Here is a 16,944-nt window from a genome sequence, read left to right on the forward strand (position 1 = left end):
ATCCACTCATTATTGATTTTAAGGTGTGGTCATGCAAGGAACCAAGAGAAGAGTCACTTATGTGTTTTTCTATGAAGTTTTTAGCTTTTTTATCTGTGCAATGGTGCTGGCAGTGCTGTCAGGTACCACCATTAGTCATACCGGGCCTTTGTCGATCTTGATTGCAGTCATCGCCGTAACCGTGAACTTTTTTTATAACTACGTGTTCGAGATGTGGGAAAAAACCCAAACCTCGAAAAAGCGTACCGTGTTAAGACGTGTTGCACATGCGATTGGATTCCAGATTGTGCTGGTGATGATTTTGATTCCGTTGATTGCATGGTGGATGCAAATCAGTTTAGTTAAGGCGTTCTTGCTGGACTTCAGTCTGATGGTACTGATCCCATGTTATACCTTTGTTTATAATTACTTTTTTGATCATATCTTTGGCTTACCCGGTCATTTGCTCGAGTCGGCAGAGCTTAATGCAAACGCCAGCCACTGATTGCAATGATCCAGAATTAAAAAAAGCCGATCCAGAAGGGTCGGCTTTTTTTAATTGAAGCTAAAATTTATAGCATGCGATACAGACGTTCTTTCGGGAAGATCGCGGTAAAGGTTGAGCCTTCATTTTCTTTAGAGGTGATTTCTAGGTGTGCGCCATGCTGCATCAGAACGTGTTTGACAATGGCCAGCCCTAAACCTGTACCACCAGTTTGACGGCTACGCGCGCTATCGACGCGATAGAAGCGTTCAGTCAGGCGTGGTAAATGTTTTGGATCAATGCCGATGCCATTGTCCTGTACGGTAAAGGAGGCATGGTCACCCGCTTCATGCCAGCCAATGGTGATGATGCCACCAGGTGGTGTATATTTAATTGCGTTGGTAATTAAGTTGCTGAAGGCACTGGCAATTTCAATGTCCGAGCCAATCAGGTCACAATGGCTATCAATATCCAGATTTAAAGTATGACCATAATCAAGATTGTAGGCACGCGCATCATCAAAGATCTGGTTCATCAGATTGGCCATATCAATAATCTGATTTTTCGCGACTTTCTTGTTATTTTCCAGATTAGATAACAGTAATAAGTCATTGACCAAGGCATTCATCCGTTTGGTCTGGGATTGCATTTGCGTGAAAGCACGTTTCCAGCGTGGGGTAATATCGTCTTGATCGGTAAAGGTTTCGATATACCCACTGAGTACGGTCAGCGGCGTACGTAATTCATGTGAAATATTATCGACAAAGTCTTTACGCATTTGTTCCAGATTATGGACGCGTGTGGTGTCATGTGCGACCAGCAAACGACTTTCACCCCCAAAACGGGTGAGTTTGACGTGTACATAACGCTCTTCTTCCATCTGCGCTTGCAGGCGAATCCCATCAAGGGATTGATCTGGATTATTAAAATATTCAATAAAACTGGGCTGGCGTAAAATCGACAATAAGTTACGTCCGCGGTCCAAAGGACTAATCCCTAATAGCTTTTCGGCTGCGGGATTCCACCATTCGATTTGATGTTGATCATCAATCAGCACCACGGCTTCTGCCAGAGCAACCAGAGAAGACTGGGCTCGGTCAATGAGACCAACCATTTCCGCTTGAACAATGCGTTCCTGACGTTGTGCACGATAAACATTGAACAGTAATGCACCCCAGATCCCGTTTAAATTGGGGGGAACATCATAAGGGCGATTCGAAATCCATTCATTGACCAGATAAAGCGAGCGGAGCTGCAGGGCGAAAAACACCACAAAAGCAATAAAAATACAGCTCCAAAAGTAGCCAACCCCGAATCCAATTAAGCTTGCAATCAATAAGAAAAAAAGTAACAGCCTTAAATCTTGTTTTGCAAACGTCCATAAACTGCTGTAGCGAAAACGCTGGTGTTCACGTGCCAGTTCAGGGACCGGATAAGGTTCGTACATAAAAGATTTTTAACCTACTGCTAAATCGGCTCGTGTCGAAAAACGGTAACCTGTGCCACGAACCGTTTGCACAAAGCGGTCAACACCAAAAGGCTCTAGCACTTTGCGTAAACGACGGATATGCACGTCAATGGTACGGTCTTCGATATAGACATTGCCACCCCACACCTGATCAAGCAGCTGCGCACGTGTATAAGCACGTTCCGGATGGGTCATAAAGAAGGCCAGTAAACGATATTCGGTTGGACCCATGTCTAAAATGCTGTTGCCAAAGCTAACACGCTGACTGACCGGATCGAGTAACAAGCCATTGGCATCAATCACTTTTTCTCCGCTTAGTGCATTGGCACGACGTAATACCGCCTTGATACGGGAAACCAGTTCACGTGTCGAGAAGGGTTTGGTCATGTAGTCATCTGCACCGGCATCCAGACCTTGAACTTTATGGTCTTCTTCGCCACGTGCAGTGAGCATGATCACAGGAATTTCAGACAGGTTCTCATCGCGTTTCAGGCGACGGCATAAGTCTACACCACTCACACCCCCCGGTAACATCCAGTCCAGCAAGATAAGTGCAGGACGCTGATCAACGATAATCTGATGCGCCTGTTTGGCATCCTCGGCTTGTAAACATTGGAAGCCTGCCATATCCAAAGAGGTATGGATCATTTCGCGGATCGGTAACTCATCATCGACAATTAAAATATAGTCATCTTTCACAGCGCAATACCCTTAAAATCTATAACGGTTTAACCGTTTTGTTGTTATGACAGGCTTATTACAAAGATTAATTATGACAATATCATTGCAAAAGAGGGAATAAAGTCGAATTTAGCAATAAATTGTGACAATTGTGGGGCAGAGTCATGACCATATGATGACAACTTGCCTGATCATAAAGCAAATAAATTCATTGAGTTAATCAATCTGTCATGCGATGGTTGTGACTGTCACAAAACTGTAAAACGATTTTAATTTTTTTGTGAGGTTGTTTCGATAAAGGACAAGAACACAGCACAACAGGCAGAAAGCACATCCTGAAGTGGCTGTTTAAAGCCCTCCGAAACCCAGCGAATAATAATATGGGTCACATAACCATTCAGGCCGGTTGCCATTAACGACACTTCTTCGGTGCTTTGCGGGGCATTGGGCATGGTAATCATCACAAAGCCCTGAATAATACGGTCGAACTGGGTCAGGGTTTCCTGAATGGTGGCCTGATTATGCAGGTCCTGCACCAGCATGGCATCGATATAAATAATCCGTGCCATACGCGGATCATCCTTAATCGCATTTAATAAGGCGGATAAACCGGCATTGACCATATTTTTAGGTTCAGGGGCTGCCATCAGTACGGCCTGAGTCAGGCAGGTCTGCATTTTTTCGATCATTTTCAGGAACACGGTCTGGAACAGATCTTCACTTTTCTTAAAGGATTCATAAAAGTAGCGTTCAGTCAGCTTGGCCTCATTACAGACATCCTTGACCGTGACCGAAAAGAAGCCATGGGTACCGTAAGTCGCAATACCCGCTTCAATCAGTTTGTCACGACGTGCCTGCTTGCGCTCAGTTAACGAGAGACCTTTGAATTGACGCTCTTTGGTTGTTGCCTTTTTTTTCTTGTCTGTCGCTTGCTCTGGAGTTGCCATTGAAAACCGTTCCCTAAAATGTCGCTAAATCGGATATCACGTACTTTTTTACATTGCTGTCATTTGCTGCCGATCTAGCATAACCAAATTTTGAAAATATGCCTTGTCTCTTTTACACATCTTCGGTCAAGAATGTAAATAGGCCTATTATGACATGTTAGGTGTCGGTTATTGCCATTTGTCATAAAGCTTGACTGTACTATATTGACAACCTGTATTGTCAAAATTATATTGGTTACAGGTTAAACAGCACATGACAACGCATGATTGGGGCGAATATTGTGCATATCATTCGCAACACAAAGGATAGGCAATGAAAAATTTTAAAAATAAAGTCGCAGCGATCACCGGTGCTGGTTCTGGGATTGGACAACAGCTGGCGATCTTGTTAGCGAAACAGGGCTGTCATTTATCGTTAAGTGATATCAATGAAAAAGGTCTGGCTCAAACCGTTGAATTGGTGAAGCCATACCCTGTAACAGTCACCACAAAAGTACTTGATGTCTCAAACCGTGATGCGGTGAAACAATGGGCGCAAGAGACGGTACAGGATCATGGTTCGGTTAATATGATCTTCAATAACGCAGGTGTTGCACTTGGCTCAACGGTCGAAGGCGCAAGCTATGAAGATTTGGAATGGATCGTTGGCATCAATTTCTGGGGCGTGGTGTACGGCACCAAAGAATTCCTGCCATTTATCAAACAAACCAAAGATGGTCATATCATCAATATTTCAAGTATCTTTGGCCTAACCTCGCAGCCAACTCAGTCTGCCTATAACGCCACCAAATTTGCAGTGCGTGGTTTTACTGAATCGTTACGTCAGGAGCTGGATATTGAGAAGAGCGGTGTCAGCTCACTCTGTGTCCATCCGGGCGGTATCCGCACCAATATTGCCAAAGCAGCAAAAATGAATGACAGCTTGAAGAGTCTGGGTATGGACCCGAGCAAATCGATCAAGCAATTTGACAAATTCCTGCGTACCCCACCAGAAGAAGCAGCACGTCAAATTCTGAATGCCGTACAGAAGGACAAACGCCGTCTGTTAATTGGTACTGATGCGCGTATTGTGGATTCATTCCAGCGTTTATTCCCGACGGGTTATCAACGTATTGCAGCCCTTGCAACCAAAATGATGTAAGTCATTACTGCAGAAAAAAGCCATTCTTTGTGAATGGCTTTTTTCTTTGTTTTAAATCAGGACTTTGATTTTTGATTTCTTCCAGAAGAGTTGATAATAAAAGCCTTGGAAAATACATAGGCTGACGAAAGACAGCGCATAGGCAATCCAGATCCCGGTTAAGCCCCACAATGAGCTAAACCAGTAGGCACACGGTACTTCGATCAGGAGAATGGTAAAAATATTGATCAGCATGGGGACATTGACCGTACCGCTGGCACGCATGATCGAGGCAAAAATCGCACTGGCACCAAAGAATAAAATTGACCACAACACAATAAACAGCAGTTGCTGTCCCAGTACAATTACGCTGTGATCGGTAATAAACAGCGCCATTAAATATTTAGAGAATAAGTAGCCCAGAATAATCAAGGTCCCCGTAAACAGGAAATTCATGCCCAAAGCCGTTCGGGTCACTTTGGCTAATAAATCAGGTTGACCTGCACCAATCGCTTGAGCCGCAAAAATCGAAGCAGCAATCGAAATCGACAAGGCTGGAAACTGAATATAGTTCAGTACCTGATTCACGGCACCATAAGCTGCGGTGGCATGTGCGCCATAATGATTAATCAGGCCGATAATTACCAGACCAGCTAAAGAGGTCGTCACCATCTGGATGCCGGTTGGAATCCCGAGTTTCAGAATTAATTTACTCAGCTCGGCATCATGGCGAATATGTTGCAATAATTGACGATCAATCTTTAAGGGATGATTTTTATGGTTCAGATAAACCGTTAAAAAAATCAGTACAAAGGCATAGCCCAGAATGGTGGCAATTGCGGGTGCGACGATACCTAATGCAGGGAAACCAAAATAACCCTTCAGCAAAACCGGGGTGACTGCCAGACCGATCAGACTGGTCAGACTTAAGGCAATCAGGGGGGTGACGCTATCGCCGACACCACGCAGAATCGAGGTGTAAATAATATACACGAACAGTAAGGGACTACCGACCAGCATCCATTGCACATAAGGCAAGGACAGATGCATCACCTTGGGATCGGTGCCCAATAATTCCAGAATGTGCTTGGCAAATATCAGACCGAGTACGGCAATAATGCTCCCGCCAATCAAGGTCATAAACAGGGTCGAACCAATCACACAGCGGACTTTTTCAAGGTTTTGTGCGCCCCAGGCCTGTCCCACCAGTACAGTAGTTCCCGCTGAAATACCGATCACGAAAGCCAGCAGAAAAAACAGGATCGGGAAGAACACGGAAACAGCGGCAATGGCATCTACGCCCATCATTTGACCGACAAAGATGGTATTAATCGTACCCGACAGGTTTTGTAAAATATTGGTGGCAATCAAAGGCACCAGAAACAGAAAAAATGTTTTCCAGAGATTGGGTTGCATCACCAGCGGTTGACGTGGAGTCATTCAGTTTCCTTCACCCTTCAGCCTGAAGCGTATCTATTTTTTCCAACATAGCATCATAAGTGATGCTGGGAACTTTATCGTTCGGTTTATTTTTTGTTGATCAACACTGCAGGAGGATTTCACCGGCACGTTGTAGGGTCTGATCGGTCTTGGCAAAGCAGAAGCGGATCAGGCGCAGTGATTCTGGCGCTTGTCGGTAAAATACTGAAATGGGAATTGCAACGATTTTGTGTTGCTCGGCAAGGAACTGGCACATCTCGACATCATTTAAGTCTGGACGAATATTGCTGTAATCCAGATTCTGGAAATAGGTGCCTTGAGACGGGGTAAATTGAAAACGTGAGTGTTGAAGCTGGGTATTAAATAGATCGCGTTTTGCCTGGTAAAAATGAGGGAGCTCTTGAATATGCTCAGGGTGCTGTTGCATGTAATCGGCCAGCGCCAATTGACACGGCATATTCCCACAGAAATTGGCAAACTGATAAATCTGGCGGAACAGTCGCATCAGCTGCGGGGAGGCCACGCAATAACCGGTTTTCCAGCCAGTGACATGGTAGGTTTTACCAAAAGAGCCAATCACAAAACTGCGATCGCGTAATTCAGGAAATTGCAGTGCGCTAAAGTGTTTTTGTCCATCAAAGACCAGATGTTCATAGACTTCATCTGAAAGCACCACAATATTTTTATCTTGAATCAGTTCAATCAGTTGTCGCCAGTCTTGTTCTGACCAGATTGCACCAGTGGGGTTATGCGGTGTATTGACAATAATCATGCGGGTTCTGGCATTGATACTGTCTTTGACTTTTTGCCAGTCCACCTGAAAAGATGGCGCTTCCAGATTGATATGAATGGATTTTCCACCAGCCAGTTGAACTGCAGGCGCGTAGCTGTCATAGCTGGGATCGAAAATAATCACTTCATCTTCTGCATGGATGCGGGCTTGAATGGCACAAAAGATCGCAATGGTTGCGCCTGAAGTAATGGTGATTTCAGTGGCAGGATCAAGTTGCAATTGATTGCGTTGTAAAAACTGTGTGGCGAGCTGTTCGCGCAGGGCCAATACCCCATCACCCGCGGGGTACTGGTTATAGCCTGAGAGTGTGGCTTGGTTCAGCGCATCTAGCAGGGCAGCTGGCGCCGGAAAATCGGGGAAGCCTTGGGACAGATTCAGGGCATTGAGCCGGTGTGCGAGTTCAGTCATGATGCTAAAAATGGTCACGCCTTGGCTTGGGAGTTTTGACTGAAGTTGCAACATGATTGAAATTACCTAATTAAATTTTAATGAATTATTTATTGTGGCGGTGTCTTGCCGAGTACTCACCTAATTTCAGGATAAGCCTTCAGCTGGAGTTACTTTGGTTTTGCCCAAAGTAACCAAAAGCATTGTCATTCGCAAAACCTGTTCACTTCTTGCATTGTTTCGATTACCTCGCAGAAACAACATTGAATTGAAACCACGCAGGTTGCGAATGACTTATCCCGCGTATCTTATTTAGAACAGGGAACAGGTTTTTTATTCGATATCACAAAACATTTTCCACAATAGCACGAATTACACCGAGTGCTAAACCAATAAAGGCACCGACAATTACGCCGTTAACGCGGATCATATGCAGGTCACCGCCAACCTCACTTTCGATTTTGGCAATCATTTCCCGTGAATCCCATTCATGGATACGTTCACTGATATAACGAATGATCTTGTCGCTATATTGCTCACTGAAATTGGTCGCCAAGCCCACCATTTTTTCATTCAATACCTGACGTACTTTTTCATTCTGGATCAGGCTTTCACCCAGTTGTTGAATCGCCGCCTGTAAGTTGGTGGCAATGCCTGAATCTGGCTGCATTAAATCGGTCTTGATCGCATCACATAGTATCGCAACTGCACCACTGATAAAGTTCAGCACTTGTGGGCTATCCAGCAAGGCATCTTTGCCACGATTTAAACGCTGGCTGGCTTCACTGTCGGGTTCTGCCAGTTGCAGCATCAGATTATGTGTGGTGGTTTCAATATCCTGACGCCATGGATGATCAGGATTGGCCAGCATCGACTCAACTTTTTCTATCAGCGAGTCAATGGTACGTTGCTGGACGTCAATCCCGATCCAGCTGGCACCTTTGGCTAGTTTCCAGACCCCGAGTTCCTGAAACAGTTTACGTGATAAATCGCGTGCTTCTTCAGGATGAGACACCATCCATTCATGTGCCAGATCCAGTCCGCGTTGTAACACATCCTGATGGAAATCATTTTCCAGCACTGCCCGCAGCATTTCACTGGCCAGCTTATTGACCTTGGTGCTTCTGACCCATTGCACACTGTTATTCTGGACAAAATGCGCAATTTGATCCTGACTGACAAATTCAAAGATTCTTGGCACGGTGTGCTGAATCATCTGCACCACCTGCTGGTTATTCTTTGGACTGGCCAACCATTGCCCTACCGCCAGACTGATATCGGCATTTTGTAAACTGCGTTCGACAATCTGTGGTGACAGGAAGTTTTCCTGCACAAAACGTCCCATCGACTCGGCGATACGTGCCTTATTACGCGGAATAATTTCAGTGTGATCACGTAATAACTTGGGTAAAGGCATTCTACCAAAGGGATTGCGGAACAGTACCGTGACCGCATACCAGTCGGCTAAGCCACCCACCACGCCTGCTTCTGCACCGAGCATGAAAATATGGATGAGCCATTTATATTCAGGGAGAAAATGCGCCGCGACCATTAAAGCAATCCATGACACCACGGCAATAATCAGGGCCATGGTGGCGAAGTATTTACTTCTTTGCAGGCTAGGTACGTGGATTTCTTCGACTGAACTCATTGAGCCATCCTTTTAATTACTTTTTATTTTGAGGCGGTGCAGGCGGCTGCAACACGTCTCCTGTTGGACTCAAACCGTATTTTGGCCCCAAAGATTGCAAAATAAGTTGTGCATCAAAGGCATCTGGTGCTTGCTGCTGAGTCTTGAAACAATCAATAGTATACGACACTTGGATTGGATCAATATTGACCACTTGTGGGGTATCGTAGAAGGGATCCGGCCAAAAGGCGGGATGACGACGATAGTAACCATAAGGATAATACGACGGTGTCGGATAAATCACAGCCTGACGTGGCGCTTTATGCCGGGCATTACTCGGGTCATCCACTACAGTAAAGTAGCGGAAGCCATTTTTAACCGTGGTCTGCGCAGCCTTGAGTAAGGTAATTTCCTCTGCTGTACCATAACTCAAATTGTTATCCGCCTGAAAACCGACACGGTAGGTTTTGTTATTTAACGGATAAGCGGTGAACTGGCCCAACTGGTCAAAGGTTCGGGGCTTGGCAGGGACGGTTGCACAGCCTGCAAATGTCAATGTGAGCAGAAGCGGTGTGCACATTAATAACGATTTCATATGCAATTCCTAATATCAATGGTCGAGGGAGATCGACCTAGAAGCTACTATTGGGCTGGGTTAAAAACTCTGTTTCCTCTGGGGTAGAGTCTCGCCCTAAAATTTTATTGCGATGGGGATAACGACCAAAACGATCAATAATCACTTTATGCTTTTTCTCAAAGTTTAAATTAATTTCATTGCCGAGGCGCTGGAATAATTTGAGGGCAAATTCATGGATGCGTTTGGATTCGCTATGCATAAAGGGCATATATAAAAATGAGCGCTGATCAGGACTGAGTTGCGCATCGAGTTGTAAACTAATCGCTTCTTGTGCCAAAGCCAAGGCCAGGCTGTCGTAAGCAAAGGCCTGTGCCTGATCGCGGTATAAGTTACGGGAGAACTGGTCAAGCACGATAATTTCGGCCAGACGGCCTTCGGGCGTTTGCCGCCATGACCACAGTTCCGCCTGTGCGGCCTGTTGATGAATCTCTTGAAACGACTCGCGAATTTTTGCATCAAAATCATCGCTTTTGGCAAACCAGAGGGAGCGGTGTTCCGGGTCAAACCAAAAATTCAGAATGTCTTGCGCTTGCATGGGCGAGTCTCCTCTAGAAGATTTATTTTTCAATAAAATCACAATTTGAGCGTGTCTTATGTAACAAGATTGTGATAAAAATTGCCAGACTAAACAGGGATTTCTGTCGCAAGCATTTTTCAAATGTTCACAGAGCCTAGATGACTAGATCACAATTGTCGTTATAATTGGCTGAGTCGAAGGGATTGGCATTGTCATGATGCCTGTATGGTCGACGAAGTCGCTACCTTTGATGTGGTCGGCTGATCTTGAATAAGCGAGCCTATAATATGAATCAACCCAGCACACTTACTTCCTCTGTGATACCTACTTGGGTAGATGCATCGCTACTAAAAGGGATGTTACGCGGGATTGAGCGTGAAAGTTTAAGGATGCAAAGTAATGGATTTTTATCACAAAAAAATCATCCACAAGCTTTGGGTTCAGCACTGACACATCCACATATCACCACCGATTATTCAGAAGCCTTAATGGAGTTTATTACGACGCCGCAAACCACCATTGCTGCAGCTTTAAACGAATTAAGCGATATCCATAGTGTGGTACATCAGCAACTGGAAGCCGGTGAACGACTGTGGCCGTTATCGATGCCGTGTATGCTGGATGATAACGAAGAAAATATTAAACTGGCGCAATATGGCTCTTCCAATATTGGCCGTTTTAAAACACTTTACCGCCGTGGACTGGGAGTCCGTTATGGTCGCCGTATGCAGACCATTTCCGGCGTGCATTATAATTTATCTTTCCCTGACTCATTATTTATTGCCTTACAGCAACATGAGCAAAATCCACAATTAAAACAGCTTAGCCTGCAAGATTATCGTAGCCATCGCTATTTTGGCCTGATCCGGAATTTCATCCGATTAATTCCTCTGGTCATGTATATGTTAGGCGCAAGTCCCTCCGTATGCCGCTGTTTCCTGACAGGACGTCAGCATCATTTACAGCCTTTGGTGAAAGGAACTTTATATTTACCGGAAGCGACCGCCTTGCGGATGGGACGTCTGGGGTATCAGAACTCGGCACAGAAAGAACTGGGCATTCACTACAATGACCTGCACGATTATCTGGATGGCTTGCAGAAAGCGGTGCATACCCCTTACCCAGCATTTACTGATTTAGGCCTGAATGATGAACAGGGTGAGCCAATTCAGATCAATGATCATGTGCTTCAGATCGAAAATGAATATTATAGTCTGGTTCGCCCAAAACAGGTGCCTCAAGCCGGTGAAACCCCTTCGCAGGCATTGAAAAACCGTGGTGTCGGTTATGTCGAATTGCGTGCAGTGGATGTGAATCCGTATAGCCCGATTGGTATTGATGAAGTTTCGGCCGGTTTTCTGGAGAGTTTGGCACTTTATTGCTTATTGAATAAGAGTCCAGATTTGTTTGCGGAAGAGCAGGAACAGATTGACCGGAATCAACTGGAAGTCGTGAATCGTGGCCGTGCAGCAGATGCACAGATCGAAGAAGGCGCCAGCTCGGTTGCATTAAAAGACTGGGCACAACGTCATTTAAATGCTATTCAAGGCTGCGCAGCCTTATTAGACCAAATGGATGGTAAACGGCTGTATCAGGATGCGATCCAGATCATGCAGCAACGTTTAAATGATGTTGAAAACACCCTTTCTGCGCATGTGATTGCAGATACCTTGCAACATGGTGGTACCTGGAACTTTGGCAGTGTGATGGCACAGCACCATGTCGATCATTATGACCAGCATCCGCTGAGCGAAGAAACCAAACAGTACTTTGCGCAGCTGGCAGAAACGTCATTGCAAAAACAGGCACAACTTGAACAAGATAACGACATGAGTTTTGAACAATATCTTGCACAATACCGCTAGCCTGTTGATTGATCAGCAGGTCAACAGACCCTAATATTTTTAGAGGATTTCCCATGCGTTGGAATTACCGCTTAGTGAGTGCGTTGTTGGTACTGACGAGCATTATTGGTATCTCATTTGCGTTGTATTTAGAACATGTGCAGGGTCTGGACCCTTGTCCGCTTTGCATTTTCCAGCGCCTTGGTTTGATCGGTATGGGGCTAGTTGCGCTGGTGGCCTTTATCCATAATCCTGTTTCAAGCGGATTCAAACGTTTTTATGCTTTTCTGGCGACCTTATCGATTGGCTGGTCAGTTGGTGTAGCGGCACGTCATGTGTGGTTACAAAGCTTGCCACCGGATCAAGTGCCAAGCTGTGGTCCGGGTCTGGACTATCTGGTGGATGCATTACCGATGAAAACCGTGTTGCAGGAAGTATTGTCCGGTTCGGGTGAATGTGCGGTAGTGGATTGGACCTTCCTCGGTCAATCATTACCGGTGTGGTCTTTGTTTTATTTCAGTTTGATTTTATTGATCTGCCTATGGCAGCTGCTTAGAAACTACAACAGCACAGCAAAATAATAACGACCTTGTTGATTGATTGGCTAAAACCTGAAATGTGGCAACATATTTCGGGTTTTATTTTTAAATATAAAGTTTACGATTAATTCAAATAATAAAATCTTTCATTAATAAAAAAGCCCAGCTATAAAGCTGGGCTTGTCTATTTAAGTCTCAACAATCCCTTCTAAATCATCAAAGGTATAATTGTTCGGTACATTGATCATATGGGTCTGTACCCCAGCTTCCACTTTCTCTCTCGCATCAGGATACAACCAGCGTGTAATCTGCTCGGCCACACTGGAATGATACTGGATTTCAAAATGGTTTAGTCCGTAGAAAACTGCTTTATGCGTATCGGGCAGCTTGAGCTGAAAACGAGGATTTGGATGCTCGCCTAAAGCACTTTTGACACTGACCAGATAATCACCAATCACAGAGAGTGCTTTATTACGCAGCTTCTCAAATTCTAAAGTTCCGGCAATCAGGAACGTATTGATATGTGATGGGAGTGGCGCAGGCTTACGATTGTCATCTGCAAAACCGATACGTGCATCATTATGTTCCCAGTCATCATCACGAACGCTACCGTGACGCAGATCCAGAATACCGTTACTGCGCACATTAACCAACTGACCAATCAGGCTGATAAATGGAAATGCACCAAGTTTATCCTGTAAGACAAAGCCAAAACGCTCCAGTACTGCACCATGATGTGGTGAACCGATACAGACCAGGTTCTCGACCATATGCACCCATTGATATAGATTCTGTTTGCCATAAAACAGGGCACTGCGGGAAACCAGACCGCCCATACTATGCCCAATCAGGTCAATACTGGTAATACGTGGATTACGCTGGACCAGATCTTCCAGCGTATTGGCAAAACTACGGCCATTGGCTGAAATCCGGCGACCTGTATTGTAGTTCAGATACAACATGGTGTTGTTATCACGTTGAGCCAGTAGGCGCTCGCCAATCCCGCCATAACGATGATTGGACCAGGTCAGATGGTTCATGCATAAACCATGCGTCAGGATCACCACACGGCCAGTTAGTTCACCCTGCTGTAAAGAACCATAGTGATCATAAAGCACCATGGGCAAGGCCATTGGATTATGCTGCTTTAAAAAGAAATCGCCGAAGATGCCATTCAGGGCACCGACTGCAAAATGTAAGGTCGGTGTCAGCGGTTTATCATGCAGGATCGGAAATTTGGCGATAATGCGGCGTAAATTAGGGGCAAGAAAATGACTGCCGTATTTTTGTAGCGCCACATAAGAAAACTGGTAGAACTTTTGCAGTTGCGGGTGCTTTTGTAAATTCTTAGCTTTTTGTGCACTTAAACCGAGCGTTGTCCGTAATACCTCAGTTTGTACCAGTTGCACCAATTCGTGTACCCCGCTGAGGCTGGTACTGACCAACTGGGCCAAACCCTCCAGAACATCGGCCTGACTCGGGGGCGTACGGTCCCACTTGCAGTAGGTTTCATGCAGCGGTGTTAAACTTGGCATATTGTTTTCCCCATCCTTGATATATACCGAAGATTTGAAGTGATTCACTTGGTACTGTTTAGGTAAACTACAACAAACGTTTACATCTTATGTCTTTCATAACTAATTTTTTTAGAATACTGATGAATGGAGTCCAGTATGGTTTTTTATGTCTGACAATGTTGAGCTTATCTGCATGTTATATTGTTATTTGTATAACAATTAAGCAAAATAATGTGATTTATTTCACTTTAAGTCAAGCCGCTGTCTTTTTTGGTGCATATGCAAATTATTTATTTACATGGTTTTCGAAGTAGCCCGATGTCGATCAAAGGGCAACAGCTGCAACAATATTGTGCAGGACGCGATGACGTTCAGGTGCATTTACCTGACTTAAATCGTGCTCCTGATCAGGTACTTGCACAGCTTTCTCAGCTTATCGAAAATTTACCGCGTGATAAAGTGGTTTTGGTGGGAAGTAGTCTGGGAGGCTTCTACACGACATACGTTGTCGCAAAGTATGCTTGTCCTGCTGTACTGATCAATCCTGCTATGCAACCATGGCAACTCTTTCAAGATTTATTCGGTATTGAACAAATCCCGCTCAAAGTCACTGAATCATGGACACTTGATACAGATCAATTGCAGCAATTACAATCGATTGCTGACACGAAGTTAAAGCATGCTGATAAAATTCTGGTGCTGTTGCAACAAGGCGATGAAGTCTTGGATTATCATCAGGCTCAACGCTATTATAGTGCAGTTCATCCATCCTCATTGATTTTAACTGACGCTGGTGGTAATCATGCAATGGATGATTTTGAAGAAAAATTACCTTTAGTACTCGAATTTTTATCGGCAGCCCTCCAAAAAGGAAGTCCAACCCAGTGACACAATACACGGCCCAATCCCTTGAAGTTCTTTCTGGTTTAGATCCTGTCCGTCGTCGACCAGGCATGTATACCGATACCTCACGTCCAAACCATTTGGCGCAAGAGGTGATTGATAATGCAGTCGATGAAGCACTTGCCGGTCATGCCAACCAGATTTGTGTCACGATCTATGAAGATGGCTCATTGTCAGTTGAAGATAATGGACGCGGCATGCCAGTCGATATCCATCCGGAATATGGGCAAAGCGGTATCGAAATTATTCTGACCAAGTTACATGCCGGCGGTAAATTCAGTACCGATAACTATCAGTTCTCTGGTGGTTTGCATGGTGTCGGTATTTCCGTGGTCAATGCCTTGTCGACCCGTGTTGAAGTGGCGGTACAGCGTCAGGGTAACCTGTATCAAATGGCCTTTGAACAGGGTGAACCGGTTGCCCCTTTATCGGTTTTGGAAGGCAAGGTGGCAAAGCGTGCCACAGGAACAACCGTTCGTTTCTGGCCGGAAGCCAAATATTTTGACAGTCCTAAATTTGCATTAAAGGCGTTAAAACATAATTTAAAAGCCAAAGCCGTGTTAGCTGCGGGCTTAAAAATTATTTATGACGATAAAATCAATAAAGAAAAAATTGAATGGCAGTTTGAAAATGGTCTGGTCGACTATTTGATGGACGAACTGCAAGATCGTGAAATTCTGCCTGATCCGGCCTTTGTCAGTCAGGGGCAAGCGGATCGTGCAGCCTGTGAGTTTGCGATTTGCTGGAACGTGGAAGGTGGCGAACAGATTCAGGAAAGTTATGTCAACCTGATTCCCACTGCGCAAGGCGGTACCCATGTTAATGGTTTACGTTCAGGTGTAACCGAAGCGCTGCGTGAGTTCTGTGAATTACGCAATTTGTTGCCGCGTAATATGAAGTTGTCTGCGGAAGATGTCTGGGATGGGGTAAATTTTATTTTATCGCTGAAATTTCAGGAACCGCAATTTTCAGGACAAACCAAAGAACGTTTATCCAGCCGTGAAGCCTCTAATATTGTATTGAACATTGCCAAAGATGCATTTGCTTTATGGCTGAACCAGCATGCCGAGATTGCGACCCAACTGGCTGAAATGGCGATTGCCAAAGCGGGACGTCGTCTCAAAGCCGCCAAAAAAGTCGAGCGTAAAAAGATTGTCGCAGGCCCAGCCTTACCAGGGAAATTAGCCGATTGTGTTGGTTTAACCCGTGAAGACAGTGAACTGTTTATTGTCGAAGGGGACTCTGCGGGCGGGAGTGCCAAACAGGCACGCGACAAGAATTTCCAAGCGATTATGCCGATTCGCGGAAAAATCCTGAATACCTGGGAAGTGTCTTCCGATGAGGTCTTGGCTTCGCAAGAAGTGCATGATATTGCCATCGCGATCGGGGTTGATCCGGGCAGTGACGATTTGTCTGAATTACGTTATGGCAAAATCTGTATTCTGGCCGATGCGGACTCGGATGGTCTGCATATCGCGACCTTATTATGCGCTTTATTCGTAAAACATTTCCCAACCTTGGTTGAAGAAGGTCATCTGTTTGTGGCGATGCCACCACTGTATCGTATTGATATTGGGAAGGATGTGTATTACGCCTTGGATGATGATGAGCTAGAGACGATCTTGAAAAAAGTCAAAGGCAATAAAAATCCGCAAATCACCCGATTCAAAGGTTTGGGCGAGATGAATGCCAGTCAGTTACGTGAAACCACCATGGACCCGAATACGCGTCGTCTGGTGCAGCTGGATCTGGACGATGCTCATTTAACGGCTGGATTACTGGATAAATTGCTGGCGAAGAAGCGTTCTGCCGACCGTAAGCACTGGTTAGAGCAAAAAGGTAATTTAGCAGATATCAGTGTCTAAATTCCCCTTAGAAGATCGAGATCAGCCAGACGAATGTCTGGCTTTTTCTTTGTGTAAAGTCTTTAGATTTGGGCTGAACAAATCTGCATCATTTTAGGTCGTTGCGTATTTTTTGTATGCAATGTTGTATACAAGATCAAAAAAAGCATCAATAAAATTTATTAAAATTAAATAAAAACAATAGCTTGATTTG

General features: G+C 44.8%; 15 protein-coding genes. 6 read left to right on the plus strand and 9 right to left on the minus strand.

Features of this window, described 5'->3' with window-relative positions:
• Window positions 1–31 precede the first annotated feature (31 nt).
• Window positions 32–484, plus strand: coding sequence for a PACE efflux transporter (locus IEV39_RS09945; protein ID WP_005282308.1), 453 nt, complete (start codon window positions 32–34; stop codon window positions 482–484).
• 67 nt (window positions 485–551) lie between these two features.
• Here IEV39_RS09945 and phoR read toward each other — a convergent pair whose 3' ends face one another.
• The 3 genes from phoR to IEV39_RS09960 all read right to left on the minus strand — a co-directional run bounded on the left by phoR (window position 552) and on the right by IEV39_RS09960 (window position 3,559).
• Window positions 552–1,910 (minus strand): phosphate regulon sensor histidine kinase PhoR, encoded by a 1,359-nt coding sequence (phoR, locus tag IEV39_RS09950; RefSeq protein ID WP_005282310.1) that lies wholly within the window; start codon window positions 1,908–1,910, stop codon window positions 552–554.
• 9 nt (window positions 1,911–1,919) lie between these two features.
• Window positions 1,920–2,630: a phosphate regulon transcriptional regulator PhoB gene (gene phoB / locus IEV39_RS09955; RefSeq protein ID WP_004776327.1), complete on the minus strand. Its 711-nt coding sequence runs from the start codon at window positions 2,628–2,630 to the stop codon at window positions 1,920–1,922.
• 251 nt (window positions 2,631–2,881) lie between these two features.
• Window positions 2,882–3,559: a TetR/AcrR family transcriptional regulator gene (locus tag IEV39_RS09960; protein ID WP_005282312.1), complete on the minus strand. Its 678-nt coding sequence runs from the start codon at window positions 3,557–3,559 to the stop codon at window positions 2,882–2,884.
• A gap of 313 nt (window positions 3,560–3,872) precedes the next feature.
• On the opposite strand from IEV39_RS09960, the gene IEV39_RS09965 reads away from it, so the two are divergent.
• Window positions 3,873–4,700 carry an SDR family NAD(P)-dependent oxidoreductase gene (locus IEV39_RS09965; RefSeq protein WP_005282314.1) on the plus strand — a complete coding sequence of 276 codons (828 nt, stop codon included), beginning with the start codon at window positions 3,873–3,875 and terminating at the stop codon, window positions 4,698–4,700.
• Window positions 4,701–4,751: 51 nt separating this feature from the next.
• On the opposite strand, the gene IEV39_RS09970 is transcribed toward IEV39_RS09965, so the two are convergent.
• The 5 genes from IEV39_RS09970 to IEV39_RS09990 all read right to left on the minus strand — a co-directional run bounded on the left by IEV39_RS09970 (window position 4,752) and on the right by IEV39_RS09990 (window position 10,101).
• Entirely contained in the window at window positions 4,752–6,119 is a 1,368-nt protein-coding gene (locus tag IEV39_RS09970) for an MATE family efflux transporter (protein ID WP_005282316.1), read from the minus strand.
• A gap of 100 nt (window positions 6,120–6,219) precedes the next feature.
• Window positions 6,220–7,374: a methionine aminotransferase gene (locus IEV39_RS09975; protein ID WP_005282319.1), complete on the minus strand. Its 1,155-nt coding sequence runs from the start codon at window positions 7,372–7,374 to the stop codon at window positions 6,220–6,222.
• Window positions 7,375–7,642: 268 nt separating this feature from the next.
• The gene (locus IEV39_RS09980; protein ID WP_005282321.1) at window positions 7,643–8,950 is read right to left on the minus strand and encodes a DUF445 domain-containing protein; all 1,308 of its coding nucleotides are present in this window, start codon (window positions 8,948–8,950) and stop codon (window positions 7,643–7,645) included.
• Window positions 8,951–8,966: 16 nt separating this feature from the next.
• The gene (locus IEV39_RS09985) at window positions 8,967–9,524 is read right to left on the minus strand and encodes a CC0125/CC1285 family lipoprotein (RefSeq protein WP_005282323.1); all 558 of its coding nucleotides are present in this window, start codon (window positions 9,522–9,524) and stop codon (window positions 8,967–8,969) included.
• A 37-nt stretch (window positions 9,525–9,561) separates the two neighbouring features.
• The gene (locus tag IEV39_RS09990; protein ID WP_005282325.1) at window positions 9,562–10,101 is read right to left on the minus strand and encodes a DUF924 family protein; all 540 of its coding nucleotides are present in this window, start codon (window positions 10,099–10,101) and stop codon (window positions 9,562–9,564) included.
• Between the two features lie 269 nt (window positions 10,102–10,370).
• Here IEV39_RS09990 and gshA point away from each other — a divergent pair, with 269 nt between their 5' ends.
• Together gshA and IEV39_RS10000 are read left to right on the plus strand one after the other, a co-directional pair.
• Window positions 10,371–11,948 carry a glutamate--cysteine ligase gene (gshA, locus tag IEV39_RS09995; protein WP_005282327.1) on the plus strand — a complete coding sequence of 526 codons (1,578 nt, stop codon included), beginning with the start codon at window positions 10,371–10,373 and terminating at the stop codon, window positions 11,946–11,948.
• A 53-nt stretch (window positions 11,949–12,001) separates the two neighbouring features.
• A complete protein-coding gene (locus tag IEV39_RS10000) occupies window positions 12,002–12,508 on the plus strand; it encodes a disulfide bond formation protein B (protein ID WP_005282329.1) in 507 nt (168 codons plus the stop codon).
• A 146-nt stretch (window positions 12,509–12,654) separates the two neighbouring features.
• Here the strand turns inward: IEV39_RS10000 and IEV39_RS10005 are convergent, their stop codons facing one another.
• The gene (locus tag IEV39_RS10005; protein WP_004776311.1) at window positions 12,655–14,001 is read right to left on the minus strand and encodes a PGAP1-like alpha/beta domain-containing protein; all 1,347 of its coding nucleotides are present in this window, start codon (window positions 13,999–14,001) and stop codon (window positions 12,655–12,657) included.
• A gap of 261 nt (window positions 14,002–14,262) precedes the next feature.
• Here IEV39_RS10005 and IEV39_RS10010 point away from each other — a divergent pair, with 261 nt between their 5' ends.
• Both IEV39_RS10010 and parE read left to right on the plus strand, forming a co-directional pair.
• On the plus strand, window positions 14,263–14,871 hold the full coding sequence (locus IEV39_RS10010; protein ID WP_005282331.1) for a YqiA/YcfP family alpha/beta fold hydrolase: 609 nt from the start codon (window positions 14,263–14,265) through the stop codon (window positions 14,869–14,871).
• The gene (gene parE / locus IEV39_RS10015; RefSeq protein WP_005282332.1) at window positions 14,868–16,751 is read left to right on the plus strand and encodes a DNA topoisomerase IV subunit B; all 1,884 of its coding nucleotides are present in this window, start codon (window positions 14,868–14,870) and stop codon (window positions 16,749–16,751) included. The genes IEV39_RS10010 and parE overlap by 4 nt, the downstream gene beginning before the upstream one ends.
• Window positions 16,752–16,944 lie beyond the last annotated feature (193 nt).

It is taken from the genome of Acinetobacter courvalinii, from assembly GCF_014635545.1.
Lineage (GTDB): Bacteria > Pseudomonadota > Gammaproteobacteria > Pseudomonadales > Moraxellaceae > Acinetobacter > Acinetobacter courvalinii.

What these genes read in the sequence shown, in the direction of transcription:
- IEV39_RS09985 (WP_005282323.1), bottom strand. Translation starts at nt 9,524, where the DNA reads ATGAAATCGTTATTAATGTGCACACCGCTTCTGCTCACATTGACATTT.
- IEV39_RS09945 (WP_005282308.1), top strand. Translation starts at nt 32, where the DNA reads ATGCAAGGAACCAAGAGAAGAGTCACTTATGTGTTTTTCTATGAAGTT.
- IEV39_RS09970 (WP_005282316.1), bottom strand. Translation starts at nt 6,119, where the DNA reads ATGACTCCACGTCAACCGCTGGTGATGCAACCCAATCTCTGGAAAACA.
- IEV39_RS10000 (WP_005282329.1), top strand. Translation starts at nt 12,002, where the DNA reads ATGCGTTGGAATTACCGCTTAGTGAGTGCGTTGTTGGTACTGACGAGC.
- IEV39_RS10010 (WP_005282331.1), top strand. Translation starts at nt 14,263, where the DNA reads ATGCAAATTATTTATTTACATGGTTTTCGAAGTAGCCCGATGTCGATC.
- IEV39_RS10005 (WP_004776311.1), bottom strand. Translation starts at nt 14,001, where the DNA reads ATGCCAAGTTTAACACCGCTGCATGAAACCTACTGCAAGTGGGACCGT.
- phoR (WP_005282310.1), bottom strand. Translation starts at nt 1,910, where the DNA reads ATGTACGAACCTTATCCGGTCCCTGAACTGGCACGTGAACACCAGCGT.
- IEV39_RS09960 (WP_005282312.1), bottom strand. Translation starts at nt 3,559, where the DNA reads ATGGCAACTCCAGAGCAAGCGACAGACAAGAAAAAAAAGGCAACAACC.
- gshA (WP_005282327.1), top strand. Translation starts at nt 10,371, where the DNA reads ATGAATCAACCCAGCACACTTACTTCCTCTGTGATACCTACTTGGGTA.
- IEV39_RS09990 (WP_005282325.1), bottom strand. Translation starts at nt 10,101, where the DNA reads ATGCAAGCGCAAGACATTCTGAATTTTTGGTTTGACCCGGAACACCGC.
- IEV39_RS09975 (WP_005282319.1), bottom strand. Translation starts at nt 7,374, where the DNA reads ATGTTGCAACTTCAGTCAAAACTCCCAAGCCAAGGCGTGACCATTTTT.
- IEV39_RS09965 (WP_005282314.1), top strand. Translation starts at nt 3,873, where the DNA reads ATGAAAAATTTTAAAAATAAAGTCGCAGCGATCACCGGTGCTGGTTCT.
- IEV39_RS09980 (WP_005282321.1), bottom strand. Translation starts at nt 8,950, where the DNA reads ATGAGTTCAGTCGAAGAAATCCACGTACCTAGCCTGCAAAGAAGTAAA.